Origin of the sequence: Streptococcus sp. SR1 (assembly GCF_000526075.1) — a bacterium.
Taxonomy (GTDB): Bacteria; Bacillota; Bacilli; order Lactobacillales; family Streptococcaceae; genus Streptococcus; species Streptococcus halitosis.
In genome coordinates this window covers 188,311-213,040 of the sequence record NZ_JATR01000013.1, presented here as the reverse complement: position 1 = coordinate 213,040, position 24,730 = coordinate 188,311, and the positions used below count along the sequence as shown (strand labels likewise).

Annotated in this window: 26 protein-coding genes, 1 tRNA gene and 1 riboswitch; of the genes, 5 read left to right on the top strand and 22 right to left on the bottom strand. The window is 40.0% G+C overall.

The window, feature by feature from the left end; all coding sequences use genetic code 11:
* Window positions 1–299 (top strand): IS3 family transposase (locus tag HMPREF1518_RS03750; RefSeq protein ID WP_156025210.1); only part of this gene is annotated, 299 nt, incomplete at its 5' end.
* Between the two features lie 29 nt (window positions 300–328).
* Here HMPREF1518_RS03750 and HMPREF1518_RS03745 read toward each other — a convergent pair.
* The 12 genes from HMPREF1518_RS03745 to HMPREF1518_RS03690 all read right to left on the bottom strand — a co-directional run bounded on the left by HMPREF1518_RS03745 (window position 329) and on the right by HMPREF1518_RS03690 (window position 10,857).
* Window positions 329–1,132 (bottom strand): hypothetical protein, encoded by an 804-nt coding sequence (locus HMPREF1518_RS03745; RefSeq protein ID WP_050589083.1) that lies wholly within the window; start codon window positions 1,130–1,132, stop codon window positions 329–331.
* A complete protein-coding gene (locus HMPREF1518_RS03740; RefSeq protein WP_033584222.1) occupies window positions 1,125–1,610 on the bottom strand; it encodes a Panacea domain-containing protein in 486 nt (161 codons plus the stop codon). The genes HMPREF1518_RS03745 and HMPREF1518_RS03740 overlap by 8 nt, the downstream gene beginning before the upstream one ends.
* Before the next feature lie 325 nt (window positions 1,611–1,935).
* Window positions 1,936–3,297 (bottom strand): 23S rRNA (uracil(1939)-C(5))-methyltransferase RlmD, encoded by a 1,362-nt coding sequence (gene rlmD / locus HMPREF1518_RS03735; RefSeq protein WP_033584220.1) that lies wholly within the window; start codon window positions 3,295–3,297, stop codon window positions 1,936–1,938.
* Window positions 3,298–3,372: 75 nt separating this feature from the next.
* Window positions 3,373–4,347 (bottom strand): DUF1002 domain-containing protein, encoded by a 975-nt coding sequence (locus tag HMPREF1518_RS03730; protein ID WP_033584218.1) that lies wholly within the window; start codon window positions 4,345–4,347, stop codon window positions 3,373–3,375.
* Between the two features lie 74 nt (window positions 4,348–4,421).
* On the bottom strand, window positions 4,422–5,036 hold the full coding sequence (gene pmp23 / locus HMPREF1518_RS03725) for a cell wall hydrolase Pmp23 (RefSeq protein ID WP_033584216.1): 615 nt from the start codon (window positions 5,034–5,036) through the stop codon (window positions 4,422–4,424).
* A complete protein-coding gene (locus HMPREF1518_RS03720) occupies window positions 5,036–6,010 on the bottom strand; it encodes a nucleoid-associated protein (protein ID WP_033584214.1) in 975 nt (324 codons plus the stop codon). Before HMPREF1518_RS03720 ends, pmp23 begins: the two co-directional genes overlap by 1 nt.
* A 7-nt stretch (window positions 6,011–6,017) precedes the next feature.
* On the bottom strand, window positions 6,018–7,274 hold the full coding sequence (gene glyA, locus HMPREF1518_RS03715) for a serine hydroxymethyltransferase (RefSeq protein WP_033584212.1): 1,257 nt from the start codon (window positions 7,272–7,274) through the stop codon (window positions 6,018–6,020).
* A 61-nt stretch (window positions 7,275–7,335) separates the two neighbouring features.
* Entirely contained in the window at window positions 7,336–7,767 is a 432-nt protein-coding gene (locus HMPREF1518_RS03710) for a GNAT family N-acetyltransferase (RefSeq protein WP_033584210.1), read from the bottom strand.
* 1 nt (window position 7,768) lies between these two features.
* Complete coding sequence (locus HMPREF1518_RS03705) at window positions 7,769–8,371, bottom strand: L-threonylcarbamoyladenylate synthase (protein ID WP_033584208.1); 603 nt, start codon at window positions 8,369–8,371, stop codon at window positions 7,769–7,771.
* On the bottom strand, window positions 8,355–9,191 hold the full coding sequence (gene prmC, locus HMPREF1518_RS03700) for a peptide chain release factor N(5)-glutamine methyltransferase (RefSeq protein ID WP_033584206.1): 837 nt from the start codon (window positions 9,189–9,191) through the stop codon (window positions 8,355–8,357). The genes HMPREF1518_RS03705 and prmC overlap by 17 nt, the downstream gene beginning before the upstream one ends.
* A complete protein-coding gene (gene prfA / locus HMPREF1518_RS03695; protein ID WP_001028815.1) occupies window positions 9,191–10,270 on the bottom strand; it encodes a peptide chain release factor 1 in 1,080 nt (359 codons plus the stop codon). The genes prmC and prfA overlap by 1 nt, the downstream gene beginning before the upstream one ends.
* Window positions 10,267–10,857: a thymidine kinase gene (locus tag HMPREF1518_RS03690; protein ID WP_033584205.1), complete on the bottom strand. Its 591-nt coding sequence runs from the start codon at window positions 10,855–10,857 to the stop codon at window positions 10,267–10,269. The genes prfA and HMPREF1518_RS03690 overlap by 4 nt, the downstream gene beginning before the upstream one ends.
* 122 nt (window positions 10,858–10,979) lie before the next feature.
* On the opposite strand from HMPREF1518_RS03690, the gene HMPREF1518_RS03685 reads away from it, so the two are divergent.
* Window positions 10,980–11,162, top strand: coding sequence for a 4-oxalocrotonate tautomerase (locus tag HMPREF1518_RS03685; protein WP_001117401.1), 183 nt, complete (start codon window positions 10,980–10,982; stop codon window positions 11,160–11,162).
* Window positions 11,163–11,296: 134 nt separating this feature from the next.
* Window positions 11,297–12,670, top strand: a complete 1,374-nt coding sequence (gene mnmE, locus HMPREF1518_RS03680; protein ID WP_033584204.1) for a tRNA uridine-5-carboxymethylaminomethyl(34) synthesis GTPase MnmE — start codon at window positions 11,297–11,299, stop codon at window positions 12,668–12,670.
* 46 nt (window positions 12,671–12,716) lie between these two features.
* Here mnmE and dapA read toward each other — a convergent pair whose 3' ends face one another.
* From dapA to HMPREF1518_RS03660, 4 genes are all read right to left on the bottom strand, one after another.
* Complete coding sequence (gene dapA / locus HMPREF1518_RS03675; protein ID WP_033584202.1) at window positions 12,717–13,652, bottom strand: 4-hydroxy-tetrahydrodipicolinate synthase; 936 nt, start codon at window positions 13,650–13,652, stop codon at window positions 12,717–12,719.
* A gap of 56 nt (window positions 13,653–13,708) precedes the next feature.
* The gene (locus HMPREF1518_RS03670; protein WP_033584201.1) at window positions 13,709–14,785 is read right to left on the bottom strand and encodes an aspartate-semialdehyde dehydrogenase; all 1,077 of its coding nucleotides are present in this window, start codon (window positions 14,783–14,785) and stop codon (window positions 13,709–13,711) included.
* A gap of 389 nt (window positions 14,786–15,174) precedes the next feature.
* Window positions 15,175–15,247 (bottom strand) — tRNA-Thr (locus HMPREF1518_RS03665).
* 105 nt (window positions 15,248–15,352) lie between these two features.
* The gene (locus HMPREF1518_RS03660; RefSeq protein ID WP_000737309.1) at window positions 15,353–15,862 is read right to left on the bottom strand and encodes a QueT transporter family protein; all 510 of its coding nucleotides are present in this window, start codon (window positions 15,860–15,862) and stop codon (window positions 15,353–15,355) included.
* Window positions 15,860–15,956: riboswitch (PreQ1 riboswitch) on the bottom strand. (Overlaps the previous gene by 3 nt.)
* Window positions 15,957–15,984: 28 nt before the next feature.
* Here HMPREF1518_RS03660 and HMPREF1518_RS03655 point away from each other — a divergent pair.
* Entirely contained in the window at window positions 15,985–16,431 is a 447-nt protein-coding gene (locus HMPREF1518_RS03655; RefSeq protein ID WP_033584234.1) for a GtrA family protein, read from the top strand.
* Window positions 16,432–16,501: 70 nt separating this feature from the next.
* Window positions 16,502–16,882, top strand: coding sequence for a large conductance mechanosensitive channel protein MscL (gene mscL, locus HMPREF1518_RS03650; RefSeq protein WP_033584199.1), 381 nt, complete (start codon window positions 16,502–16,504; stop codon window positions 16,880–16,882).
* A 41-nt stretch (window positions 16,883–16,923) separates the two neighbouring features.
* Here mscL and hemH read toward each other — a convergent pair whose 3' ends face one another.
* The 6 genes from hemH to pitA form a co-directional block, all read right to left on the bottom strand.
* Complete coding sequence (gene hemH, locus HMPREF1518_RS03645) at window positions 16,924–18,018, bottom strand: ferrochelatase (protein ID WP_033584197.1); 1,095 nt, start codon at window positions 18,016–18,018, stop codon at window positions 16,924–16,926.
* Window positions 18,019–18,095: 77 nt separating this feature from the next.
* Window positions 18,096–18,968 carry a PI-2 pilus system class B sortase SrtG2 gene (srtG2, locus tag HMPREF1518_RS03640; RefSeq protein ID WP_081730796.1) on the bottom strand — a complete coding sequence of 291 codons (873 nt, stop codon included), beginning with the start codon at window positions 18,966–18,968 and terminating at the stop codon, window positions 18,096–18,098.
* A gap of 73 nt (window positions 18,969–19,041) precedes the next feature.
* Complete coding sequence (gene srtG1 / locus HMPREF1518_RS03635) at window positions 19,042–20,043, bottom strand: PI-2 pilus system class B sortase SrtG1 (RefSeq protein WP_033584195.1); 1,002 nt, start codon at window positions 20,041–20,043, stop codon at window positions 19,042–19,044.
* Window positions 20,044–20,061: 18 nt separating this feature from the next.
* On the bottom strand, window positions 20,062–21,306 hold the full coding sequence (locus HMPREF1518_RS03630) for a DUF7601 domain-containing protein (RefSeq protein WP_033584193.1): 1,245 nt from the start codon (window positions 21,304–21,306) through the stop codon (window positions 20,062–20,064).
* A complete protein-coding gene (sipA, locus tag HMPREF1518_RS03625) occupies window positions 21,306–21,857 on the bottom strand; it encodes a PI-2 pilus system signal peptidase SipA (protein ID WP_007516429.1) in 552 nt (183 codons plus the stop codon). Before sipA ends, HMPREF1518_RS03630 begins: the two co-directional genes overlap by 1 nt.
* On the bottom strand, window positions 21,857–24,409 hold the full coding sequence (gene pitA / locus HMPREF1518_RS03620; protein ID WP_033584190.1) for a PI-2 pilus tip adhesin PitA: 2,553 nt from the start codon (window positions 24,407–24,409) through the stop codon (window positions 21,857–21,859). Before pitA ends, sipA begins: the two co-directional genes overlap by 1 nt.
* Between the last annotated feature and the right edge of the window lie 321 nt (window positions 24,410–24,730).

The following is a 24,730-nucleotide window of genomic DNA, read 5'->3' as shown; positions in this document are numbered from 1 at the left end:
AAAAATTCGTTTACAAAACGAACGATTCTTATCATCGGTTCCTAGAGAGTAAGGGAATCCAACCATCTATGTCACGCAAGTGCAACAGCTCAGACAATGGTATGATGGAGTCCTTCTTTGGCATTCTTAAGTCTGAGATGTTTTATGGATATGAGAAGAATTTTAGGTCTTTAGAAGACCTTGAAGAAGCTATTGTAGACTATATTGATTACTACAACAATAAACAAATTAAGGTAAAACTAAAAGGACTTAGCCCTGTACAATACAGAACTGAATCCTTTCAATTATTATTTTTCTAACTTTTTGGGGTCAGTACATAGACGAATGGTTATGATTTACTCCAAGGTAAAAACTGAGAAATAAAGTCTCGAATCTGGTTTGCATTGAGTGTCCATGAAATCACAATAATTATAGCAATAGCTAAACATGCAATATTCAACGCCTTAATATTAAAGAGCTTTGCATCCTTCTCGTTAATTGTAAAAATAAATTTTACCAAAATATATATTACATTAATAAGAACAAATGCCAAGAAATCAACTACCAGCAGTAGTCTAAATACGCTTACCACAGAAATATTCTGCAGAACGGATGTTGAAAATGTTATTCCTCCAACAAATGCCAATACAATTGCGGCGAATATCCCAAGTATGGAGATATATTCTTTTTCAACACCTTTTATTTGCTTTTGTAGGTTCTCTTTTGCCTCTTCAATACTATTAGCAAAAATATTATTAACGTTTTCAATCTGATGTAATGCCAGCTGAAAATGGTCGTAAATCTTTACAATCATCTTCTTACAGTCATCATTTACATCATTTTTATCATCAAGTGAATAAAGCAACAACTTTTCTAAATTTGTAGCAAAAATCCCTCGTTCTGACATTTCCAATGAATAGACATAATTACTTATCTCCGAATAAAGGATTCTGTCTAACTTGTTGCTTGATGAAATATATGATTCTATATTTTCGACTGTTTTTTGTGGCTCGTAATTCTGAGTCTTTAGAGACAATGCTTTACAAATACTGTTAATTTTTCTTTTGGTGTATGTAAATTTTTTTGACTGCTCCAGCGATATTATTGTATTATCTGTCGTTCGGAGCAATACATCCAAATTAGCATCAGCCATTAAAATACTCCCTTATTGTCTTGATTGTTATCTCGTTATTCTGATACGGAGTGTATGCGTCGATCCATGGCGATTGTCTGTGCGTCAATGACACAAGGTCTGTCGCTGAATAATCTGCAAATTTATCTACGACTTTATCAATAAGAGATTTATCATCATCCGAAATTGCTGTGTCCTCAAACTCAACTCTTTTAGAATTCCAAACATCATCTTCATCAAACATAATAAAAGATTCTATCGTAGGAATATCTCCACTTCCATACTGTTTATATTCATGGTATGCTTCTGGCACAACTGGTCCAAAATCCCATGCTTCAATTTTCTCATCAAAACAAGGAGTGTGGTCTTTCTTTTTTGTCAGAAAATAAGCCTGAATAAAATAAAGTACCTTCTGAAGTTTTAAATTTGAGATTCCGTAGTCGTGCTCATTGCTATAATTAATCACATGACGACATACATCTAAAACTTTATAGCTCATTGTCTCTACCTCCCTCCTTTATAACTATTTATTATATCACTATTTATATGTTTTGGGTGAACATTTTTAAAATTTTGTTGTCATCTATTCCACTGCCGAGGCTACCCCTTAATATAGAGTGGCTTGAACTACGGTCAGCCTTGTTATCCAAATCACTATCACAACTCCTGACATCTAATCCACAGCCTAAACCGTACCACTTATTTTTGAGCCTCGGCAAATTCGATTAGTAGATATATTTCCATATAAGAAAACCGAGCTTCCCGTCAGGCTTCTCTGATGATAACAACCTTACAAAAAACGAAAATACGCCACTTTTCAGCCTTTATTTATCCTCCCTTGACATCAACGCTACTGCCTCCACATGGTGCGTTTGCGGAAAAAGATCAAACGGCTGGACTTTCTTCAACTCATATCCCAACTCTTGGTAGAGTTTGATGTCACGCGCCATGGTTGCGACATTACAGGAGATATAAGCAATACGGTCAGCTCCTGTTTGGCTACTTGCCTTGATAAAGCTTTCGGTCAAACCCTTGCGTGGTGGGTCGACCAAGATAACGGTTGGTTGAATACCTTTCTTGAGCCAGTTCTTCATGGCATTTTCAGCAGTGTCACAGACATAGTGGGCATTTGTGATATTGTTTAATGCAGCATTCTTCTGGCTATTCCCTACTGCTTCTGGGATGACCTCAACTCCATAGACTTCCTTGACGTGCTTGGCGACTGATAAGCCAATGGTTCCAATACCAGAATAAGCATCGATCACCACATCATCTGCTTTTAATCCTGCAAAATCAATAGCTGTTTGATAAAGTTTTTCAGCCATTTCAGTATTTACTTGATAAAAAGCTGGCCCAGCGATTTGGTAGTCATTTCCCAACATCTGGTCGGTAATATAGTCTTGACCATAAAGAGTCTTCCACTCCTTACCAAAAATCGCATTGGTATTTCGGTCGTTGATATTTTGCATGACAGACACAATCTCTGGGAACTGCTTGATAAGTTGTTCAATCAACTGCTCCACTCGGAAAACTTTTGGACGAGTTGTTACTAAAATGACCATGATTTGTCCTGAATAGTGCCCACGTCGCACCACAAGATTCCGAATCAAGCCAGACTGTTCCTTTTCGTCATAAGGTTTCAAATCATAACGACGGAGCATGTCTCGAAGAGCTACTACGACTTGGTCAATGACAGGATCCTGGATAAAGAAATCTTCAAGAGGCATGAGGTCGTGCGAATTTTTACGGAAAAAGCCAGTTTCCAAGACACCATTCACTCGACGAACGGGAACCTGAGCCTTATTTCGGTACTTGACTGGATGTTCCATACCGAGCGTTTCGGCGACCTCTACATCGGTAATACCAGCAATCTTGTAGAGACTGTCTTTGACTTGCTTGGTTTTAAACTTGAGCTGCTCTGGATAGGCAAGATGCCCCAAGTCAGCGATGCCTGAACGCAGATAAGCTAGGTCAAGGTCTTGGTTACGGTGTGGAGAGTAAGTAAGGTATTCTTCAACTTTCCCGTAGCCAATCTTTTTATTGACCTTAAGGACACGCATGAGGATTTTCTCAGTTGGTAGAGCATTTTCTACAAAGAAAACCAAACCATCTACCTTAGCAACCCCAGCACCTTCATAGGTCAAATCGACAACTTCAACTTCTACAATATCATTTTTCTTTAACATATTATTCACTTTCTATCAGCCGACAAAAAAAGGACGGCAACATTTCTGTTACCATCTATTATATCATGAAATGACCTAAGCACCAAAACTCTTGAAGAAGTTGACAATGGCTTGCCAAAGAGAACTCAAGAAATTGCCACCGTCTTCTAGCGCTTTATTGGCATCAAAGTTGAGGTTGATATTTTTGAAGCTATCTCCAGCTTGGGAGACAATGCTTTGCTTAAGGTCATTTAGGGTTTTAGTGAAATCAGCATTATTCAAGATGTCACTCTTTGAGAGGTTGAGTGCAAAATTGATGATGATATTGACCTGGTTTCCTGTTATAACCTGATCGAGTTTGTAGTTTTTTAGTGTGTCTTCTACAATTTTGCGGACATCCTCTTCTGTCAAATTACCTTTGGCTTCTTTTGCTTTTGCGATTCCTGTCTTGATATCTGCCAAAGCGACATTGAGTTTATTGGCATCGTAGCCTGATTTGTCCTTATTTTCAGCATTAATATCGGATAGGGCTTTTAGTTCCTCTTGGGCCAAGTCTTTATTGGCTTGCGGTACTTTAGCACCATTGGCCTCTAACGAGTAGTAAATCCCTGCCAGGGCACTTTCACCTGTAACTGGAATAGGAGCTGCGACTGTGATTTTAGCATGCTCTACTCCCAAGGTCACCGCTGCATTACGATACATATCCTGCGTCACCTTGGTGATATTTTCAGGCGTTTCAATCTTGACTTCTAGAGGCGACTTATCACCTAGCTTTTGAATCTTAGCTGATGAATAGAGCTGTAGACTAGCATCATTAGCCACATTCATAATTTTCGAATAGATATCAGGTGTCATAGTTTTGATATCTTTGGTGTCTTTTGATGCGTCATAGCCAAGTTTGCTAAGAGTTTGATTTTTCTGGTCTTCAGATAGAGAAGAACCTAGAACATATTCAGGTTGTACATAGGTTTCATCGATTACTTTTTGAACATCGGTTGCTGCGTGGACGCTCGTCATAGCTGTTGCGGCCCACAATACTGCAGCACTTATTAGAAAGAATTTCTTTCTCATGGGATATTCCCTCCTTTACCTTTCTAGATTAATAAAACAATCTTAAAGAAAACTTATAGCAAAAAACACCTGGTCTAACCAGATGTCGAAAAGAAAGTGAAACATTTTATGATATAAAGGTTCAGTTGTACCTGTCTAGAATAGTAATAGTTTCCACCATTTACATAGAGTTCAGCTCCGTGAAAGATAGAAATAGGGTGAATATAACTATAGGTCTTTCCAGTGGTATTGCCAAGGATTGGGGCAACAGTCTCACGGGAATAACGCTTGGCCAGCGCTAGTGTATTTTTCTTGCCATTCTGAGCGATAAAGTCTATATAGGCAGGTCCAAAATTATAGGCTTGAACGGCAGTCCAGATATCTACCCCCTTGCTCTGAGCCAGATAGAGGTTATCTGTTAGAGTTTGAATCCCTTGACGAATACTGGAGGCATTGTCATTGATGGTGTTGGTTGAGCCACTTGCAGACTCACTAGACTGCATGACATCCCCTTCTTTTCCTTTTGTTTCGGTATAAATCATGGCAAGCACCAACTCTTCATTGGCTGGAGTATCTTTTTCACTCAAGATTTCTCGAACCATGGGTTGGTAGGTCATGACTTGTTTAACATCCTGATGGATATGATAAGCTTTATATCCTGCGAAAAGGAAGACTGCTAGCACAAGCACTCTTCTTATAAATTTAAACATTATTTACTTTGAATATCCTCGATATTTTTGATTAAGATAGAGTAGGTTCCATTGTCATTTTGGATAAACTCGACCGATTCTGCGTCTTGATAGACGTTATTGGGAACGATGAGCTCGATTCCATTTGACAAGGAAAGCTTTTGGTTTTCAAATTTCTTGAGCTGACGACTGGCATCAATTTCATCGAACTGGACTGGTTCTGGTACGGCTTCCTTTACTTGGTCGATAAAGCTCAAACGAGCTGTCAGATTGTTGTCAAAAAGGTCATTAGCCAATTTCTCAGGAGACAACTCATTGTTTTCTTCAAGATTGTTGAAAATCGCTGATTTGACCTTGGATTGAAATTGAAAATCATCTGTGTTAAAAGATTCAGCAATTCTCTGGGCCGTTTTTTCCAGTTCCTTGATGGATTTTTTTGGCGAAATCTTAGGAGCAACAGCTAAGAGATTATCTGAAAAATAGTTCAAAAAAGTCCCATTGTACTTGATGCGTTTTTCGATGAGATGGTACTTGCGACTTTGAAGATTGACCACCAAGGCCTCATCAGCCCCCGTTCCAAATCCAGGAAGGTTATTCTGAGTTAGCTTGATTGGGTTATCAACTTCTCCACCAAGGTGAGTCAAGGTCTCACGTAGAGCAATTCGCAAGAAAGCAAAATGTTCAACGCCTTCTTTAGAAAACTGAACAAAAACCAAGTCATTGGTCTTGAGATTTTCAGAAATACTAAACTCCTTTTTCCAGAGATTAGCCAGTGTTACTGATGTCTCCAACAAATCGTCTGTGATGTGATTGAAGAAGGGATTTTCTTCTTCGAAAATCCCAGTCTTAGCTTCATCTGAATACACACGTTCGATTTTTTTGCGCAAGTATTCCTCGATTTTTGGAGTAATATTGAGAAACTTATCCGCTAGGAACAACTCCGTATCATCTGGGCTGAACTGATGGATAATAGCTTTCTTAATATAAATGTCCATAAAAGTATTAGTCCTCGTATAATGGGAAGGCATCTGTCAACGCTTTGACTTCACTTCTCACTTCTTCTAATACAGCTTCATTTTCTGCATTCTTAAGAGTTTTAATGATGAGTTCAGCCACTTTACGGCATTCTTCTTCACCAAATCCACGTGCAGTGATGGCTGCTGCTCCGATACGAATCCCACTTGTCTTGAATGGTGACAAAGTTTCGTAAGGGATTGAGTTTTTATTTAGGGTAATATTAACCTCATCCAGCAAGTTTTGAGCCACTTTTCCGTTTTCAACAACCTTAGTAACATCGACTAAGAAGAGGTGGTTTTCAGTACCGCCAGAAATGATACGGAAATCAGGGTCTTGCAAGAAGACAGCTGCCATAGCCTTGCTGTTTTTGATGACATTAGCAGCATATTCCTTGAAGGCTGGATCTAAAACTTCTTTGAATGACACAGCCTTGGCAGCAATAACATGCTCCAAAGGTCCACCCTGAATACCAGGGAAAATAGCTGAATTGATTTTCTTAGCAAGTTCTTCGTCATTAGTCAAAATCAAACCACCACGTGGTCCACGAAGGGTTTTGTGGGTCGTTGTTGTTGTGATATGAGCGTATGGAACTGGGCTTGGATGTAGACCAGCAGCAACCAAACCAGCGATATGAGCCATATCTACCATGAGCTTAGCCCCGACAGCGTCTGCGATTTCACGGAATTTTGAGAAGTCGATAATTTGAGAATAGGCTGAAGCACCTGCTACGATTAGTTTTGGTTTTACTTCTTGGGCTTGTTTCAAGATAGCATCAAAGTCCAAAAGTTCTGTTTCAGGATCCACGCTATAAGAAACAAAGTTGTAGGTTTGACCAGAGAAGCTAACAGGAGCTCCGTGGGTCAAGTGCCCACCAGCAGCCAAATCCATTCCCATAACCGTATCACCTGGCTCAATCAAGGCCATGTAAGCAGCACAGTTGGCTTGGCTCCCTGAGTGAGGTTGGACATTGGCAAATTTAGCCCCGAAAATTTCTTTCGCGCGTTCAATAGCTAAAGTTTCTACAACGTCTACCACATCTGTACCACCATAATAACGGCGTCCTGGGTAACCCTCGGCATATTTGTTTGTCAAGATAGACCCTTGAGCTGCCATAACAGCCTTGGAAACCACGTTTTCCGAAGCAATCAACTCGATATTGTTTTGTTGGCGTTCTTCTTCTTTGGCAATAGCATTCCAGAGATCAGCATCGTATGCTTTAAAATCGTCTTTATCAAAAATCATAGGTCTTCTCCTTTTTAGTGTGACTGGTCCTTTAGTTTGTTTTTACAAGGAAGAAAATAAACTAAAGAATGCGAATAAACCGTTTCTGCACTTTATCACAAGTATAACCAACTTTTTCATAAAATGCATGAGCACCCTGACGGTGATCGGCAGAATTTAAGCGGATAAACTCATAACCCCGTCTTTTTGCTTCTTGATCCAACCCTTGCAACAAGGATTTACCGATACCTCGCCCTTGTGCTTGAGGTGAAACCGCTAAGCCTAAGATATTAAATCCTGCTTTGGAATAAAGGGATTCATAAACTTCAGCATGGACATATCCAAGTAGGACATGGCTGGCTGCATCCTCATAGCCAAGTAGGAAATGATGGGAATCCTGAGATAGTCTAGCTAGTTGACTAGCTGTGTCCTCTGGACTAAAAGAATAACCCAAAGCCTCTTGGTTAATCTCACATATAGCATTCACATCTGTTGCTTGCAAATCTCTTAGCATCTCATTCCTCCTCAAAAGAAATCTCTGGCAACCGAGCAAGAATATCCTCTCGCTTAATGGCCCCTTGGCGCAAGATTTTCACCTTGTCTCCAGACAAATCCAAAATAGTTGAATCCTGTCCAGTTAGAAAAGCATCATCCTCCAGACCCAGAACCTCTTGGTCAAAATCCTCTAAAATTTGAGCAAAGGTCACTCCACTTGCCTGACCTGAGATATTGGCAGACGGACCAATCAAAGGACCTGTCTCTCGAATCAAATCAAGTGTAATGGGGTGACTCGGCATCCGAAATCCCACCGTTGCAAGACCAGAGTTGACCCAATAGGGAACTCGGTCATTAGCTTCGAGAATAATGGTCAAGGGACCTGGTAAAAAGGTTTCTACAAGTTTTTGTAGATAAGTTGGCTGTTTCTTTGAAAAGTGCAAGATGTCCTCTAGAGAAGCAACATTAAGATTGAGCGCCTTATCTCTGGGACGACGTTTGAGTTGGTAAACATGGTCGACAGCCTTTTCATCTAAGGCCTTAGCAAATAGGCCGTAAACCGTCTCTGTAGGCAAAACAACAGCTCCGCCCTTTTCCAACTCTTGTCTAATCCTGTCCATCATCAACTACAACCATCCTATCTTGACCAAATTGGTCCTTGAGTGTTCGTACCCGTTTTTCAGGAAGATGTTTCCTAAAAAGCGCAGGAACACTTTGACCTTGCTTGTATCCAATTTCAAGGTAAATCTTACCACCATCTGTGAGATAGTCTTTTGCATCTTCCGCAATTCTGCGATAAATAGCTAGGCCATCCTCATCTGCAAAGAGAGCTAGATGAGGCTCCGAATGTAAAACATTCAAACCGACCTCTGACTCATCTTCACGAGAGATATAGGGTGGATTGGATACAATTATATCATATTTTTCAGAAATTTCTGCAAAACAATCAGATTTTTTAAAAAATATATTAAGATTTTGATTTTTAGCATTCTCTGATGCAAGCTCTAAGGCATCTTGGGAAATATCTGCTGCTGTCACTGACCAATCTGGTCTATTTTTAGCTAATCCAAGAGCTATAGCACCACTTCCAGTCCCGATATCAAGAACTGAAAGGTTCGTCTCAAGATTTTCGGCTAGGATGAGTTCCACCAACTCTTCTGTTTCTGGACGAGGAATCAAAACCCGCTCATCTACTTTTAACTGCATTCCAAAAAAATCTGCGTGACCAATGATGTACTGTGCCGATTTGTGAGCCACTAACTGCTGGTAAATTTCTTCTACAAATTGTTTTTCTTCCTCTGTTACCTCTTGTTGAAGAGCAAAGACAAAGTCCGTAAAAGAGAGATTTTTTAAGCTACGATAGACAAAAGAGAGGCTTTCTGCTTCCTCTCCTTGTCTTATCAACTCTTCTTCAAAATCTGAAAATAATTGAGCTAATTTCATTATTTGTTTAATTCTTCTAATTTTTGTGTTTGGTCATAAAGAACCAAGGCATCCACAACTTCATCCAATTTACCAGACAAAATGGTATCTAGTTTTTGGAGAGTCAAGCCAATACGGTGGTCTGTGACACGGTTTTGTGGGAAGTTATAAGTACGGATACGTTCAGAACGGTCACCAGTACCGATAGTAGACTTACGTTCAGCGTCTTGTTCATCTTGAGCAATCTGAGCAAAATGGTCAGCAACACGGGCACGGATGATCTTCATGGCTTTCTCACGGTTTTTCTGCTGGGTACGTTCTTCCTGCATCTCAACCTTGATATTGGTTGGCAAGTGAACGATACGAACGGCAGTCGCAACCTTATTGACGTTCTGTCCACCAGCACCTGATGCGTGGTAGATATCAACACGAAGGTCTTTTGGATCAATATCGTATTCTACTTCTTCCACTTCAGGCATGACAAGGACTGTCGCTGTCGAAGTATGTACACGGCCTTGGCTTTCTGTCACAGGGACACGTTGCACACGGTGGGCACCAGACTCATACTTGAGTTTAGAGTATACAGATTGACCAGAAACCATAGCAACCACTTCTTTGAATCCACCGACACCATTCATAGAGGCTTCCATGACTTCAAAGCGCCAGCCTTGGGCTTCCGCATACTTTTGGTACATAGTTAACAAATCTCCAGCGAAAAGTGCTGCTTCGTCTCCACCGGCTGCTCCACGGATTTCAAGGATGATGTTCTTATCATCGTTTGGATCCTTTGGAAGGAGCAAGATTTTGAGTTTTTCTTCGTATTCTTCTTTTTCAGCCTTGGCATCTTTGAGTTCTTGCTTGGCCATTTCCTCCAAGTCCGCATCTCCACCTGATTCCTTAATCATCTCTTCGGCGTCAACGATGTTTTGAAGGACTTGTTTGTACTCACGGTAGGCTGTTACCGTATCACGAGTTGAAGCTTCTTCTTTTGAAAGCTCCATGAAACGCTTGGTGTCAGACACTACATCTGGGTCACTGAGCAATTCTCCTAATTCTTCATAACGGTCTTCTACAGCTTGTAGTTGATCATAGATGTTCATTTTTCTTCATTCTCCTTATTGATTTCAGGCGCAAAATAATGTTTTCGGCAGACTGAGATATAGGTTTCATTTCCACCGATCTGAATTTGTTCGCCATCATAGACTGGCACACCATCTTGAGTTCGCAACACCATAGTCGCCTTTTTCTTACAGTACTGACAGATGGTCTTGATTTCTTCAATCTTGTCTGCTAAGAGCAAGAGGTATTTTGAACCTTCGAACAAGTCATTGCGAAAGTCATTCTTCAAACCAAAAGCCATGACAGGTATGTCTAGCTCATCAACAACACGAGCTAGGTCATAAACATGGTGACGCTTGAGAAACTGGGCCTCATCGACCAACACACAGTAAGGTTTTTCAGGTAAGTCTCGGATATAACCAAAGATATCCGTCGTTTCCTCAATCGCAATGGCTGGGCGTTTCATACCGATTCGACTCGACACATAGCCAACACCGTCACGCGTATCCAGAGCCGAAGTCATAATCACAACTCCCTTTCCTTGCTCCTCGTAGTTATAGGCCACCTTAAGAATCTCAATCGTCTTACCAGAGTTCATGGTCCCATAACGATAATACAACTGTGCCATGCTTCTATTTCACGTCCATTTCTAAATTTTTGCTACATTCTAGTATATCATAATTTTCTGAAGCTTTAAACGGCAAAATGTGGTAAAATAGAAGAAATAAAAAACTAGTGGAGGAAGCTATTATGCCATTTGTACGCATCGATTTATTTGAAGGTCGCACGCTCGAGCAAAAGAAAGCTCTTGCTAAGGAAGTAACGGAAGCTGTTGTCCGTAACACTGGAGCACCTCAATCTGCCGTTCATGTCATCATCAACGATATGCCAGAAGGAACTTACTTCCCACAAGGGGAAATGCGTACCAAATAAGCTAGCTTAAGCAGAATTGCTTAGGCTTTTTCAATCTCCAAGTAGCATCCATTGAAGAAATAACCTAAATTTGTTACAATTTGAAGAGATGCTTGGATACATGTCCTAAGAAAAGAAATACAAAAGGAATTAGTATGATTACACGTGAATTTGATACCATCGCTGCTATCTCTACTCCACTAGGTGAAGGGGCTATCGGTATTGTCCGCCTGAGCGGAACTGACAGTTTTGCCATTGCGCAAAAGATTTTTAAAGGAAAAGACTTGAGCAAGGTTGCTAGCCACACTCTCAACTATGGTCACATTGTTGACCCTTTGACTGGTAAGGTCATGGACGAGGTTATGGTTGGGGCTATGAAGTCTCCAAAAACCTTCACTCGTGAGGATATTATCGAGATTAACACCCACGGTGGGATTGCAGTGACCAATGAAATTCTCCAACTAGCTATCCGTGAAGGAGCTCGGTTGGCAGAACCCGGTGAATTTACCAAGCGCGCCTTTCTAAACGGTCGTGTGGACTTGACTCAGGCTGAAGCGGTGATGGACATCATCCGTGCCAAGACAGACAAGGCCATGAATATTGCAGTCAAACAATTGGATGGTTCTCTTTCCGACCTCATTAATAATACTCGCCAAGAAATCCTCAATACACTTGCCCAAGTTGAGGTCAATATCGACTATCCTGAGTATGACGATGTTGAGGAAGCCACTACTGCAGTCGTCCGTGAGAAAACTATGGAGTTTGAGCAATTGTTAACCAATCTCCTTAGAACAGCTCGTCGTGGTAAAATCCTTCGTGAAGGAATTTCCACTGCTATCATCGGACGCCCCAACGTTGGGAAATCCAGTCTTCTCAACAATCTCCTTCGTGAAGACAAGGCTATTGTAACAGATATCGCTGGTACGACACGAGATGTTATCGAAGAATACGTCAACATTAACGGGGTTCCTCTCAAATTGATTGATACTGCTGGTATTCGAGAAACAGATGATATCGTGGAACAAATCGGTGTTGAGCGTTCGAAAAAAGCCCTTAAAGAAGCCGACTTGGTACTACTAGTACTAAATGCCAGTGAACCACTGACCGCCCAAGATCGCCAACTCTTAGAAATCAGCCAAGATACCAACCGCATTATTCTACTTAATAAAACTGATCTGCCTGAATCGATTGAAACTTCGGAACTACCTGAAGATGTCATCCGTATTTCAGTTCTTAAAAACCAAAACATCGATAAGATTGAAGAGAGCATCAACAATCTCTTCTTTGAAAATGCTGGTTTGGTTGAGCAAGATGCTACTTACTTGTCAAATGCCCGTCATATTTCCTTGATTGAAAAGGCCGTTGAAAGCTTACAAGCTGTTAATGAAGGTCTGGAACTGGGGATGCCAGTTGATTTGTTGCAAGTTGACTTGACTCGTACTTGGGAAATTCTCGGAGAAATCACTGGAGATGCCGCACCTGATGAACTCATTACCCAACTCTTTAGCCAATTCTGTTTAGGAAAATAAGAAAAATCCATGATCGTTCTTGCGGTCATGGATTTTATTGTCTTTATTAGTAATCTGGTCTAAGGACGCCTGTTACAGTTGCCTTAGTCGCCTCGTAGTCGCCATCTACGACAACCTTGATAATGCGTTTAGCATCTTCTTCTGGTGCTGGAACAAGAGGTAGGCGAGTTGGACCAGCTTCAAATCCCATGTAGTTCAAAACTGCCTTAACAGGTGCAGGACTTGGATAAGAGAAGAGGGCATTGACTTTAGGGATGAATTTACGTTGAATAGCTGCTGCTTTCTTCATATCGCTTTCTGCAATGGCAGTGAGCATCTCGTGCATCTCATCTCCATTTGTATGGGAGGCAACAGAAATAACCCCATCCGCACCAAGATTCATAGCATGGAAAGCGTCTCCATCCTCACCAGTATAGATCAAGAACTCTTCTGGCTTGTGCTCAATCAAGTAAGCCATATTTGCCAAGCTGGTACATTCTTTAACACCGATGATATTTGGATGGTCAGCCAAGCGAAGCATGGTTTCTGGAGTTAATTCCACTACTACACGCCCTGGAATGTTATAGATGATAATAGGCAAGTCAGAAGCATCTGCAATCACTTTAAAGTGCTGATACATGCCTTCTTGTGAAGGTTTGTTATAGTAAGGTACGATTGCAAGCCCAGCAGCGAAACCGCCAAAGTCTGCGACTTCTTTGACAAACTCAATTGAGTCTCGGGTATCATTGGTACCTACACCCGCAATCAAAGGAACACGTCCATTAACAATCTTTTGTACAGCCGCAAAGAGTTCCAACTCCTCATCGTGGGTCAAGGTCGGACTCTCAGCAGTCGTTCCAGCTAGAAGAATGCCGTCTGTGTGATGGGCCAATAAATGCTCAATCAAGGCTGGAATGGCATCAAAGTTGATGGAACCATCCTCATGAAAAGGGGTAATAAAGGCTGTGATGATTTTACACTCTTTTAAATCTTGATAAGACATGAGAAACACCTCTCTATTTCAAAGAAGGAGTTCATCTGAACTCCTAAACGATATGACTATTTTAATTCAAATTTCAACTCAGCTGTTGGACGAACCAATCCACGTTCGTGAAGCGTTTCTGCAATCTGAACTGAGTTCCAAGCAGCACCTTTGAGAAGGTTATCTGAAACAACCCACATGTGGATTCCTTTTTCTGCATCTAGGTCTTTACGGATACGACCAACAAAAGTATCACGCGAACCCACTGCATTGACGGCTTGAGGATAGATTTGGTGCGCTACGTCATCCTCAAGAACAGCACCCGGGAAGGCTGCGATAGCTGCTTTCACTTCTTCGATTGGAGCCACTTCTTTTGTTTCGATATAAACAGATTCAGAGTGAGCTGACAAGACTGGAATACGTACACAGGTTGCAGATACCGCAATGCTATCGTCTTCCATGATTTTCTTCGTTTCCTTGGTCATCTTCATCTCTTCGTATGTGTAGTCGTTGTCAGTGAAGACATCGATTTGTGGAAGAGCGTTAAAGGCGATAGGATAGTGTTTCTTATCACCACCTGAAGGCAAGATTTCCGCATGCAAATCACGTGGATTCACACCGTCATTCAAGACTTCACGAAGTTCACGTTGTGTTTCAAGGATCGCTCCCATACCAGCACCTGAGACCGCTTGGTAAGTTGAAACGATGATACGATCCAAGCCCCATTTTTGACGAACTGGCTCAAGAGCCACCATCATTTGGATTGTTGAACAGTTAGGGCAGGCAATAATCCCGTTGTGGGCATCAAGTGCATGAGCATTGACCTCTGGAACAACCAAAGGAACATCTGGATTTTGACGGAAATAAGATGTGTTATCTACTACTACCGCTCCAGCTTGAACTGCGTATGGTGCATACCTAGCTGATGTCGAACCACCTGCTGAGAAGAGTGCAATATCAACACCCTCAAAAGCTGTCTCAGTTGTCTCTTCAATCGTAATATCTTGGTCTTTAAATTTCAAAGTCTTGCCTGCTGAACGTGCAGAAGCAAGGTAACGAATTTTATCGATTGGAAGTGTTGATTCTTCCAACATTTTTATCATCTGAGCTCCGACAGCACCTGTCGCGCCGACTACAGCAACTGTATATCCCATAAATAACCTCTTTCGGAATTTTCTAAAAATTTCTATAATAGATGTATTATACTACTTTTTCCAGAAATTGAAAAGCATTTTTGGGTTATATTTTCTGAAAATTAAAAATCCCTAGTCATTGACCAGGGACTAAGAGGCATCTTCATGTGATGAGCAGGTTCACACAACTCATCAAGGTCCGCTCCTGCGTTATGACCTCCTTATGTTCAATAGTAGTCCGAAGACTACCTATCGACTCATCGCACCTACTATTCTACTAGATAGAGTCACTTTTGTCAACAGACAAAACTCTTTGCTTCATTTATACAGGTGCATAAGAAATATCTTTGAAAAATTTGGGGCAGACATAACAAAAACCCTTGTAAATCAGGGTTTTTTCGTCTCTATCATGCTAATTGCCGGGATTGAACCGGCGACCTCATCCTTACCATGGATGCGCTCTGCCAACTGAGCTAAATCAGCTTACCTAAAAAGTATACTATAGTTCCTAGTTCTTGTCAAGCGCTCTCTTTTAATTTTATGGAATGAAAAAAGCTAGATTTAGCAAGAATCTAGCTTATAAACTTCTTATCTTGTTAGATCAATTCGGCGTCCTAATTTTCCGATTAAAATAGCACCTACGATGAGTGATGCAAACTCACCAATCCCCGTAGAGAACCATGTAAAGAAGAATGGAGCTTCTGCAACAATATAGAGTTCTGCTGCAATGGTAATCATTGAAATAGAGAAGAGAATTGAAAAGAAGAAATGGTCTTTTCGAATCAAACCATTGAACAGATAGTCTTTCTTGTACTTGCTAAAGAGCCATACACCTAGACTTAGGAAAACTAGGGTAGAGCCCCCTCCGACAAAGACATCTATTGGACCAAAGCTAAAGAAATTTGCAATCATACAACCAATCGTCACACCGATGATATATTTTGGATTGTAAAAGGCCAAGAAATTCATCATCTCTGAAATACGGAACTGGTAGGCGCCGTAGCTAATGGCATTCAGTGGTGGGGTAATGGTCAAAACCACATAAATAGCAGCGACAATAGCGATATCTGCCATATCACGAACAGTTAATTTTTTCATGTTTTCTCCTTTAGCGGTTTCCCGCGTAAAATATGCTTGGTGAAAGAAGTTAAGCACCAAGGGTTGAGATTATCAACCTTACTAGTATAGCACAATATATGACATTATGCTATACTAAAACCATGAAAAGAATAATAAAGGCATTCTTCGATAACGAAATTCTCTCCTATCTATTTTTCGGTGCTGCTACTACTTTGGTTTCTATTTTATCGCGCTTGGTTATTTACCACATCAGCCACCAGGAAATCCTAGCAACTGCACTCGCAAATTTTATCGGGATTCTCTTTGCCTTTCTCACAAATGATACAATCGTCTTTAAACAAGAGAGAAGGAATTGGTCAACTCGGCTGGCTAAGTTTTTCTTAGCTCGTCTCTCTACACTTGGACTTGACGTTCTTTTAACTTATATCTTCGTTACAACCTTTCCTGATCTTATTGGTCAGTTTGTCGAATATAATATAGATAGGGTTAATACGGTTGAAACTATCTTAGCACAAATCTTGATTATTGTGCTTAATTATATTTTCAGTAAAATCTATATTTTTAAAAGGAGTAACCGACTTCCTTAAGCATCCAGGTTGCTTTTTGTCACAATTTAGGATATAATTAGTTAGAAAATTAGAAAAGGAAATTATGAAAATGTTAAAGGACCTAAAAGAATTCTTGCTTCGCGGTAATGTTGTTGACCTTGCTGTCGGTGTAATCATCGCCTCTGCATTTGGTGCTATCGTAACTTCACTCGTTAACGATATCATCACTCCACTTATCTTGAATCCAGCCTTGGAAGCTGCGAAAGTACAAAACATCGCTGAGCTTGCATGGAATGGTGTTACATATGGTAAATTCTTGAGTGCTATTATCAACTTTCTCGTTGTAGGTACTGTGCTTTTCTTCGTTATTAAAGCTATGGAAAAAGCGCAAAACCTTCGTAAGAAAGAGGAAGTGGTTGAGGAAGCACCTGCTGCTCCAACTGAACTTGAAGTTCTTCAAGAAATCAAAGCTCTTCTTGAAAAAAAATAAGACAAATAAAGGATCTAGCTTAAAGCTAAATCCTTTTTTCTTTACTCTTTTGGTAACTTCCCAGCCTTTTCTAGCATTTTCTTAATTAAGTACGGCATCTTCACATTTTCACGGCCTTTTTTCTCAATGAGTTTTTTGACAAATTCTGGCATCTGAAGGTCGTCTGTCTCCTCCATAATGTCCTTGGTAGTTGCTGAAGGCGCTAACTCATCAAAGGTTTCTTCTTCTGGGAGAAAAGCTTTAAATTCTTTGTCTTCATTGGCTCTTACAGTAGCAACTAAAGCGTCAATTAAACGGCTATCCGTATTGGGCATAGGTGGACGATGGTAGGTGACACCTATTTCTTGACACAAATCATAACATTCCACATCATTATCAAACAAGACTTCGATGTGCTCACTGATAAAGCTAATCGGGACAAAAATATAATGCTCTGGATGTTGCTTTTGATCTCGTAAATATTCTAAGACATCTGGCTTGATCCAAGGGATTCCAATATCGCTTTCGCTCTGCCAAGTATTGGTATACTGGTCTGTCATTAGGCCGAGTTGTTCAGCAATTAGCTTGCTATTATCAAAAATCTGGTCAATATAAGGATCTCCATAGTCTAAGGCAAAAATGGGAACACTGTGAGCTGAAAAGATTACCTTGAAAGATTCTTCTCCCACATGGTTTCGTAAAATTTTTCTAATCTCATCTGTCCAGAAGTCCAGCAAAGCCTGTTGTTGATACCAGTCCTTAATGACTAAAAATCGTATCTGCTGACTTTCCAGAAACTTTTCATATCCCATGACTGAGTAAAAGGAATAATGAGGTTCCAAAATCAAACAGATACATTCTTCGACACCATCAGTTTCCATCTGTTTGATCACATCTGGAATAAAGGGACGAGAAAATTTGTTGGCAAAATAGATACCGTACTCCTCCCCTAATCGTTCCTTGACTAAATTGACCTCCTCACGTGTAATCCGCTGCAAAGGCGTCCCACCGATAAGGACGTAGTTGTCATAGAGGGTCTGGATCTCGTGGTCTTGGGGTCTAACTCCACGACGAATGTTTGTAAAAAATTCTGATACTCCTTCAAAACTAATCTCCTCTGGAGATCCAAAGGTCATCATTAACAGGGCTTTTTTCATATTATCATCCTTATGATATTATTTTCACCATCCATTCTATCATGAAAAACAAAAATAGTAAACGCTTCCGACGTCTACTATTTCTTTTGTTCTTTTGTATTTCTATCTCGTCTTATGATTAGAATAATAACTATTAGAAGCAAAATGACAATGATAAGAAGGAGTAAGGTTAGGATATAAATCCAATGCGTTGGAATCCCTTGGTCAAAATAACGTGTTCCTACGCTTTCTCCACTTTTATCCTGTGCTGCTTTTACTGGTGCATCCGTTATTTTTGCTAAAAGAATATGGCGGCCGTTGGTAATATTAAGAAAACAGGTGCTTAATAAAACAATCTTGTCCGTTGAAGTCAAGGAAACATCTCGCTTGTACTTGGCTTTACTCAACAGATACTGATAATAGGCCTGGTGTTCCTCATCGTTGGAACTCAAGGTTCGGTAAATTTCCGTATCATAGGCATCCACTTCTAAAATCCCAAAAATCTCAAGACCACGTTCTCGACCATTATAGTAGATAGAACCATAGCGATGCTGGTCGAAGAATTCCTTATCAGCAAATTTCTTAATCTCACCGAACATAGCCCCTGAAGCCATAGAGTGACCGTAGATGATGGTATTAAAATCAGTAAAGTTGGGATTAAAGCGATAGTCGAGAAAAATTGATCCTGTTATCGTATAATCGCCAAAGGCATTGCGGTCAAGGTATTTGACATTATCCTGACTTTGTAGAAGTGGATAGTCCACCTTTGTCCCATCAAGGCTAATCCAACCGCAAACATCATGATTAAGCTGTTGCAGGGTTTCAAATCCTGTGCTCGAAGCATCCTTTTCAATAGGATTATAGTGATCATAGTCACTCGCTTCCACTCTCTGCCAACTAAAAAGAGCTACAAAAACACAGAAGAATACCAGAAACACGTTTTTAAATCGCGCTCTTTTTTGAACCGTCATCGGCACTCCTTTCTATGCGAGATTTCTTAAAAGGAAAGGAGGCGGGACAAAACCGCCTCTTTTCTATTCACCCTTAGTCAGTAAAAGGGTCTGCTTCTTGCATTTTTTTACTCTCTCTTCTACGACGTAGGATCAAATAGAGGACAAGGAGTAAGAAAATCAAGAGCAAGAACAATACAAACAAGATAAGGTACCAAATCCATAGTGGGATTGATGAGAGGAAACGTCCAAGAGACGAGTCATCAAAGACACTGTATGGGAATGGTTTTGATTTTTTTGTATGGAAAGTATTTTTAGGGACGGTGTCTGTAATCTTTGCGGCCACAATATGACGACCATTGGTCACATCGAGAAAACAGGTACTGAGTAGGATGATACGATCACTTGGTGAGAGTGAGATATCCCGCTTGTGCATGGCGACTGAGAGCAGGTGGTCTAGATAGGCCTGCTGACGGTCCTCACCCTGTATTCCTAGATCATAGATGTTAAAGTCATAGGCATCGACCTCCAACATCTCAAAGATCTCGAGCCCTTTTTCCACACCATTGTAATATATACTACCGTAACGATGCTGGTCAAAAAATTCCTGATCAGCAAACTTAGCCACATCACCAAACATGACCCCGTTTTCTACGTGGTGCCCGTAGATAATGGTATTAAAGTCTTCGAACTTGGGATTATTTCGTGCATCGAGAAAGATAGCGCCTGTCGCTGCAAACTCACCTTTGGAGTCCTTGTTGAGATACTTTTCATTGTCCTTGGCTTGGACTAAGGGATAGTCGATATTGGTACCATAGACATTGATCCAACCGAGGACTTCGGGATTGAGTTCTTGGAGTTTGCTGAAGCCTGAAAAGCTAGCTAGCTCATCCTGTTGCGTCGTAACAGGTCGATAAGCTTCGTACTCACTTGACGAAGCCAAGGAGTAGACTTGGTTGGAATCCCAAAGGGCATAGAAACCAAAGAGAAAGATCAAAGCTGCAAAAATGAGCAACAAGTGATTGATCGTCCCATCTACAGCAAGAACGAGACGCCTAGACAGACTCTTTTTTGGCTTCTCACGCTTGGTTTTCATCGTCTATCCCCCAACCGTTTAGGCTTCTCTACGTTTTTTAGACAAGACAACAAATCCAGCTAAACCAAGACCAATCATCAAGATGAATGGAAGGTTATCAATCAAGAGACCAGTAGGAGTCACGTCATTAATTTTGTTGGTAACGGTGTTGTTGTTTGTTTTTTCACCAAGAAGGATATTCTCAACTTTATAATCTTGACCCAATTGTCCAGCCGCACCATTAGTTGATGTCCCGTTTGTCAAATATACTGATGATGCTGTATATCCTGGAACGCCAGTTTCTGTTACTGTGTATTTTGATCCCGCTGGTAATTGAGTGACTGTGAATGTTTCACCATGTTTCAAAGTAAAATCATAATCAACCGACTCTGATGCAGCAACAACAGCTAACTCATGTGATGCATTCCCATGTTGAACAACAATATTTTTTATTGGTTCTGCTGCAGTTTTATTTGTTGATGGAAGTTGAATACGAATATGGAAGTGGAAATCTTTTGTTTTATCCCCTGAGGCTCCGTCGACTTTTTTAGTAATTGTTAATGCGTTTGCAGTAGGGTCTACTTTACTAGGATCATCAGGCTTAGGGTCTCTGCTAGCATCTTTTGTATAGGTGTTGTCAAAGAGATTATAAACCCCTGTTTCACTCGGTTGAACCTTTGCTGTGTTGGATTGTTTATTTTCTTTGAAGTATACTGATGAAATATAGACACCACCATTGGCTTTATTTTTGACAATAACATGCATTTCATATGTGCGCTCATCATATCTCATTGCATCAATTTTTTTACTATCTTTTTCAATGGCTGTCCAACCTGATTTATCTTCTCTGACATCATAAACATATTCTCCGGCATGTTTATATGTTGTGTTGCCAAAAATATTTTCAGTCGTTTTTTCGATTTTATCATTTACTTGATTATCTGTTTTAGAATAAGTAACTGATATATCTGGGATATTCACTCCTTTCTCATAAGGAGCTCCATTAGAGGATGTACCAGACTTTTCAGTAAATTTAAAAGTAAATGTCGCATTCGGTGTTGTAATACCTTGTGCAATATTCAAGGTTTTTCTAATTTTCACAACAGCATTTGCTTCACCAGTTGCCATTGTTGTTGCTGAAGTATCATCCGCAAAGGTCGGAACACCTCTGAATACCGACAAAGCGGTTATAGCTGCAATACTTGCAGTGAATAGCTTTTTAAAGAATGTTTTTTTCATGATTATTCCTTTTGTTTTTTTATTTTCTTTTTTCATTATGATCATCAAAAGCCTCGTCTTCTAATGACTGTTACAACTTTGCCTTGAGTATCCTGTATAGGGATGGTTCCAAAAGCACGACTGTCTACAGCCGTTGTTCGATTGTCCCCGAGGACAAAGAGTTGTCCTGCTGGGACTTTCATCGGGAAGGTTGCCCCTTCCTTATAGAGCAGCGTTTCTTTGTAGATATCTTGCTCTTGTTGAGGAGAACCGTTGATGATGAGACCATTTTCGTTTATATCGATTGTACTTCCTTCGGTTGCGATGACACGCGCCACTCTTTCCTTGCCTTTATAACTATAGACTAGCAAATCACCAATCGAATAGCGTTTATCCAACCTATAATAGACGACCAGGTCGCCATCTTTTAAGGCTGGCTTCATGCCATCGTCATTGTATCTTAATAGTCCAAAGACGAAAAAGTAAAGGGTGGCTAGTACAAATCCAACCATCAGAAGTTTACTGACTAAGTATAGGATATCTCCCCAGACACTCGGCGGAGACTTATCCCGATTGACTTGCGTTACTGGTTTCTTATGTTTCTTTTTAAGCAGCATCACTTCCTCCTATTCACCACAAGGTGACCAAGTAAGATGATAAAGAAGATTCCTCCTAGAGGAAGAACAACTCCAAGCATGAGAGTGCTACTCAAGAAGTCAATTCCCGTTTCAGGTACGCTGTTTTTATTATTCGTGACTGTCGCAGACTTATCCCCATCAAGCTTGCCTTCTTTATTTTCATAAGAAACCCGATATCCACGAGACGAACTTGCTTCTTCTTCGATACTGTAACGAGCATTTAGAGGAAGGTCAAGAATCTTAACAGTTTTATCTTTCTTTAGATCGACTGTCGCCTTACCATTTGTAAATTTCAGGGTTGTTTTTTGATTATTTACTATTGCACTATACGATCCATTCAATGGTTTATTTTGCGCATCCTTTACGTTAATGGTAATCTTAAAGGATTGCAGAAGATTAGCAAAGGCACCTGTAACTTTTTTTGTAACTGAAAGTGTCGGAAGTCTGTGGTTGGTGACGATTGTTTGAACATCCTCTGACAAGGTCCCCTCTTGTTTTTCATAGGTAACATGATATCCCGCTCTAGATGTCTCTACTTCTTCTACCTTATAGTGGGTATCACGAGGCAGGTATTTGAGGACAGTTTCCTGACTATTTTTGAGAGAAATCTGCGCTTTCCCATTAGTCACTATTGTATTCCCAAACTTGCCGTCAATCGGATTGCCATCCTTATCTGAAAGGGTAACATTAATTGTGAAAGATTTATTAGGTGATTGTTCCCCTTCTAGGATTTTCTTTATGGTGAGGCTTGGAAGCTGTCGGTAAATAACTTTGAAGGATGGTTTCTCTTTCGTACCTGTATTTTGAACTTCGACTGTGTATCCCGGAGCGTCTGGTGCTTTCAGTTCGTAGTCATATCCCTTGGCTACCTTTGCAAAACTAGTATTTTCAGTAAAACTATTCGTTTGAACTGGACTAGTGACCTTTCGATAGGAATCCTTTGTACTTCCATCTTTCTTTTGGTTTAAGTTTAATTCGACACTAGGTGGACGATTTGCTGATGGATTTGATTTCCCATCCACACCTTTCCACTCAACTTCAACCGGAACTGTCAATGGATCTGACGGCTTGAAAGTGGGCTTCTCAGAATAATCTTTTGTCTTGGTATGTGAGGTCCCAATACCATAGGAGTAGGTAACACTAGCTCCCTTGTTGGAGTAGAGTTTAGTAGCATCGGCCCCTTCGGCATCACCACTAGTCAGTGTCTTATCACCCGCAATCGCATCAAAGGCCTCTTGGGTAGAGGTGACAGTAAACTTGAGAACGTACTTGGCATCATCCTCTAAAGTATAGCTCGGATTAAACTTGGCTGTTACTTCCACTAAGCCCTGTTCGTTCTTCTTACTCTCAACCGTAACTTGATTAGTTATCAGCTCTTCCTCATTACCATCCTTGATTTTGACGACACGAAAACCTGAAGAACCATTAGGTAATAATTGAACATATTTGGATAGTACATCCTTAATAGTCACATGGTGTACGCCTAAAGGTAGAATTTTATCAGTGATGTCTTTAAATTTTTGTTGCAAGTCATTTTCATTATTTGCAGAAAATATTTCGTTAGGAATATTGGGATTATATTGCCCTATGTATGATTTAATATTGGAAATACTGTCTCTATTATTAGTATACCTAAACTTAATCGAGTAAAATCCATCAATTCTAGGTGCTAAGCTTGATGAAAGCCCTAATACGAATTGCTTGAGATAGTCATTAAACCAGTCGGGAGCTGTTTCTGTTTTAGCATCGATATTATTCCAGTTATATATTGTATATCCTTGATTATCGTAATACATATTAGCGAAACCATCTGATAGTAAAATAACAACCTTTTTCGCATTGCTTCTCGCATTATTAAGGAGTGTATCTGCCTCCCACAAACCAGCTCCAATGTTTGTTCCAGTACCAATTCCTTGAGAAGCATTTTGAGGTATTGACATGTCATTTACTGAAGATATTGCCGCATTTCTATCACTACTCCATCCTAAAATTTGTTTAGAATCATCATATTTAGCAGCCCAACTATAATATCCAGCAAAGTCATCTGGCCACCTATAATATCGGCGCAAATTATAATTGTAACTTTCATATTGATTATCTATCTTTCCAGCAAAACCAACTATAGATAGACGGTTTTGAGAATTAGAAAGAATTGTATCAATTAAACCTTTTTGATTATTTGTGCCACGAAGTGTGTTTTTTAACGCTTCAATCCTACTGATGTATCTTCCACTAGAGTAAGACCACACATCTTGATTTTCCATACTTCCTGAAAGATCGGCGACTAGGACAACATCCAAGGGTTCTGACTGGGTCTCCGTCCCCAGTTTAGATGTGATATCCAGTGACAATTCATACTGGTCTTCCTGCCCTGATATCGGAGTAATCGTTTTGCGAAGGGTTGTCTGAGGTTCGGTTGTTGAATCTGCATGTAAAGAATTAATCGGTGCACACAAAAAAAGAATAGCTAGAAAGATAACTAAACGACTAGTGAAACATTGAATTTTCTTAAAATCATATTGAATGTTCATGCTATCTCCCTTACTAGAATATGTTTAAATCTGTTACTATATAAATCTGAAACATCCATAGGTTAATTATATAATAATGTTGAACTCATGTCAATCAATGTGTTTGAAAACATGTTATTATAAATCGCAAAAAAGTATGATTCTTCTTTGTTTTTCAATGTTTTCTGTGGTAAAATGGAAAAAATAGTAAAAAATTTCATAAAATAAAGATGCATATATTTTATTCTAATTGTTCGAAAATTTCTTTTGAAAGTCTTCTGAATTTGAATTATTATATTTTTTCAAAATTCATGAAATTTCTCAAATCATATTTTTCCGAAG

Excerpts from the sequence above, each read along its gene's own strand:
- HMPREF1518_RS03745 (WP_050589083.1), bottom strand. The coding sequence starts at position 1,132 with ATGGCTGATGCTAATTTGGATGTATTGCTCCGAACGACAGATAATACA.
- HMPREF1518_RS03740 (WP_033584222.1), bottom strand. The coding sequence starts at position 1,610 with ATGAGCTATAAAGTTTTAGATGTATGTCGTCATGTGATTAATTATAGC.
- rlmD (WP_033584220.1), bottom strand. The coding sequence starts at position 3,297 with ATGTTAAAGAAAAATGATATTGTAGAAGTTGAAGTTGTCGATTTGACC.
- HMPREF1518_RS03730 (WP_033584218.1), bottom strand. The coding sequence starts at position 4,347 with ATGAGAAAGAAATTCTTTCTAATAAGTGCTGCAGTATTGTGGGCCGCA.
- pmp23 (WP_033584216.1), bottom strand. The coding sequence starts at position 5,036 with ATGTTTAAATTTATAAGAAGAGTGCTTGTGCTAGCAGTCTTCCTTTTC.
- HMPREF1518_RS03720 (WP_033584214.1), bottom strand. The coding sequence starts at position 6,010 with ATGGACATTTATATTAAGAAAGCTATTATCCATCAGTTCAGCCCAGAT.
- glyA (WP_033584212.1), bottom strand. The coding sequence starts at position 7,274 with ATGATTTTTGATAAAGACGATTTTAAAGCATACGATGCTGATCTCTGG.
- HMPREF1518_RS03710 (WP_033584210.1), bottom strand. The coding sequence starts at position 7,767 with ATGCTAAGAGATTTGCAAGCAACAGATGTGAATGCTATATGTGAGATT.
- HMPREF1518_RS03705 (WP_033584208.1), bottom strand. The coding sequence starts at position 8,371 with ATGATGGACAGGATTAGACAAGAGTTGGAAAAGGGCGGAGCTGTTGTT.
- prmC (WP_033584206.1), bottom strand. The coding sequence starts at position 9,191 with ATGAAATTAGCTCAATTATTTTCAGATTTTGAAGAAGAGTTGATAAGA.
- prfA (WP_001028815.1), bottom strand. The coding sequence starts at position 10,270 with ATGAACATCTATGATCAACTACAAGCTGTAGAAGACCGTTATGAAGAA.
- HMPREF1518_RS03690 (WP_033584205.1), bottom strand. The coding sequence starts at position 10,857 with ATGGCACAGTTGTATTATCGTTATGGGACCATGAACTCTGGTAAGACG.
- HMPREF1518_RS03685 (WP_001117401.1), top strand. The coding sequence starts at position 10,980 with ATGCCATTTGTACGCATCGATTTATTTGAAGGTCGCACGCTCGAGCAA.
- mnmE (WP_033584204.1), top strand. The coding sequence starts at position 11,297 with ATGATTACACGTGAATTTGATACCATCGCTGCTATCTCTACTCCACTA.
- dapA (WP_033584202.1), bottom strand. The coding sequence starts at position 13,652 with ATGTCTTATCAAGATTTAAAAGAGTGTAAAATCATCACAGCCTTTATT.
- HMPREF1518_RS03670 (WP_033584201.1), bottom strand. The coding sequence starts at position 14,785 with ATGGGATATACAGTTGCTGTAGTCGGCGCGACAGGTGCTGTCGGAGCT.
- HMPREF1518_RS03660 (WP_000737309.1), bottom strand. The coding sequence starts at position 15,862 with ATGAAAAAATTAACTGTTCGTGATATGGCAGATATCGCTATTGTCGCT.
- HMPREF1518_RS03655 (WP_033584234.1), top strand. The coding sequence starts at position 15,985 with ATGAAAAGAATAATAAAGGCATTCTTCGATAACGAAATTCTCTCCTAT.
- mscL (WP_033584199.1), top strand. The coding sequence starts at position 16,502 with ATGTTAAAGGACCTAAAAGAATTCTTGCTTCGCGGTAATGTTGTTGAC.
- hemH (WP_033584197.1), bottom strand. The coding sequence starts at position 18,018 with ATGAAAAAAGCCCTGTTAATGATGACCTTTGGATCTCCAGAGGAGATT.
- srtG2 (WP_081730796.1), bottom strand. The coding sequence starts at position 18,968 with ATGACGGTTCAAAAAAGAGCGCGATTTAAAAACGTGTTTCTGGTATTC.
- srtG1 (WP_033584195.1), bottom strand. The coding sequence starts at position 20,043 with ATGAAAACCAAGCGTGAGAAGCCAAAAAAGAGTCTGTCTAGGCGTCTC.
- HMPREF1518_RS03630 (WP_033584193.1), bottom strand. The coding sequence starts at position 21,306 with ATGATCATAATGAAAAAAGAAAATAAAAAAACAAAAGGAATAATCATG.
- sipA (WP_007516429.1), bottom strand. The coding sequence starts at position 21,857 with ATGCTGCTTAAAAAGAAACATAAGAAACCAGTAACGCAAGTCAATCGG.
- pitA (WP_033584190.1), bottom strand. The coding sequence starts at position 24,409 with ATGAACATTCAATATGATTTTAAGAAAATTCAATGTTTCACTAGTCGT.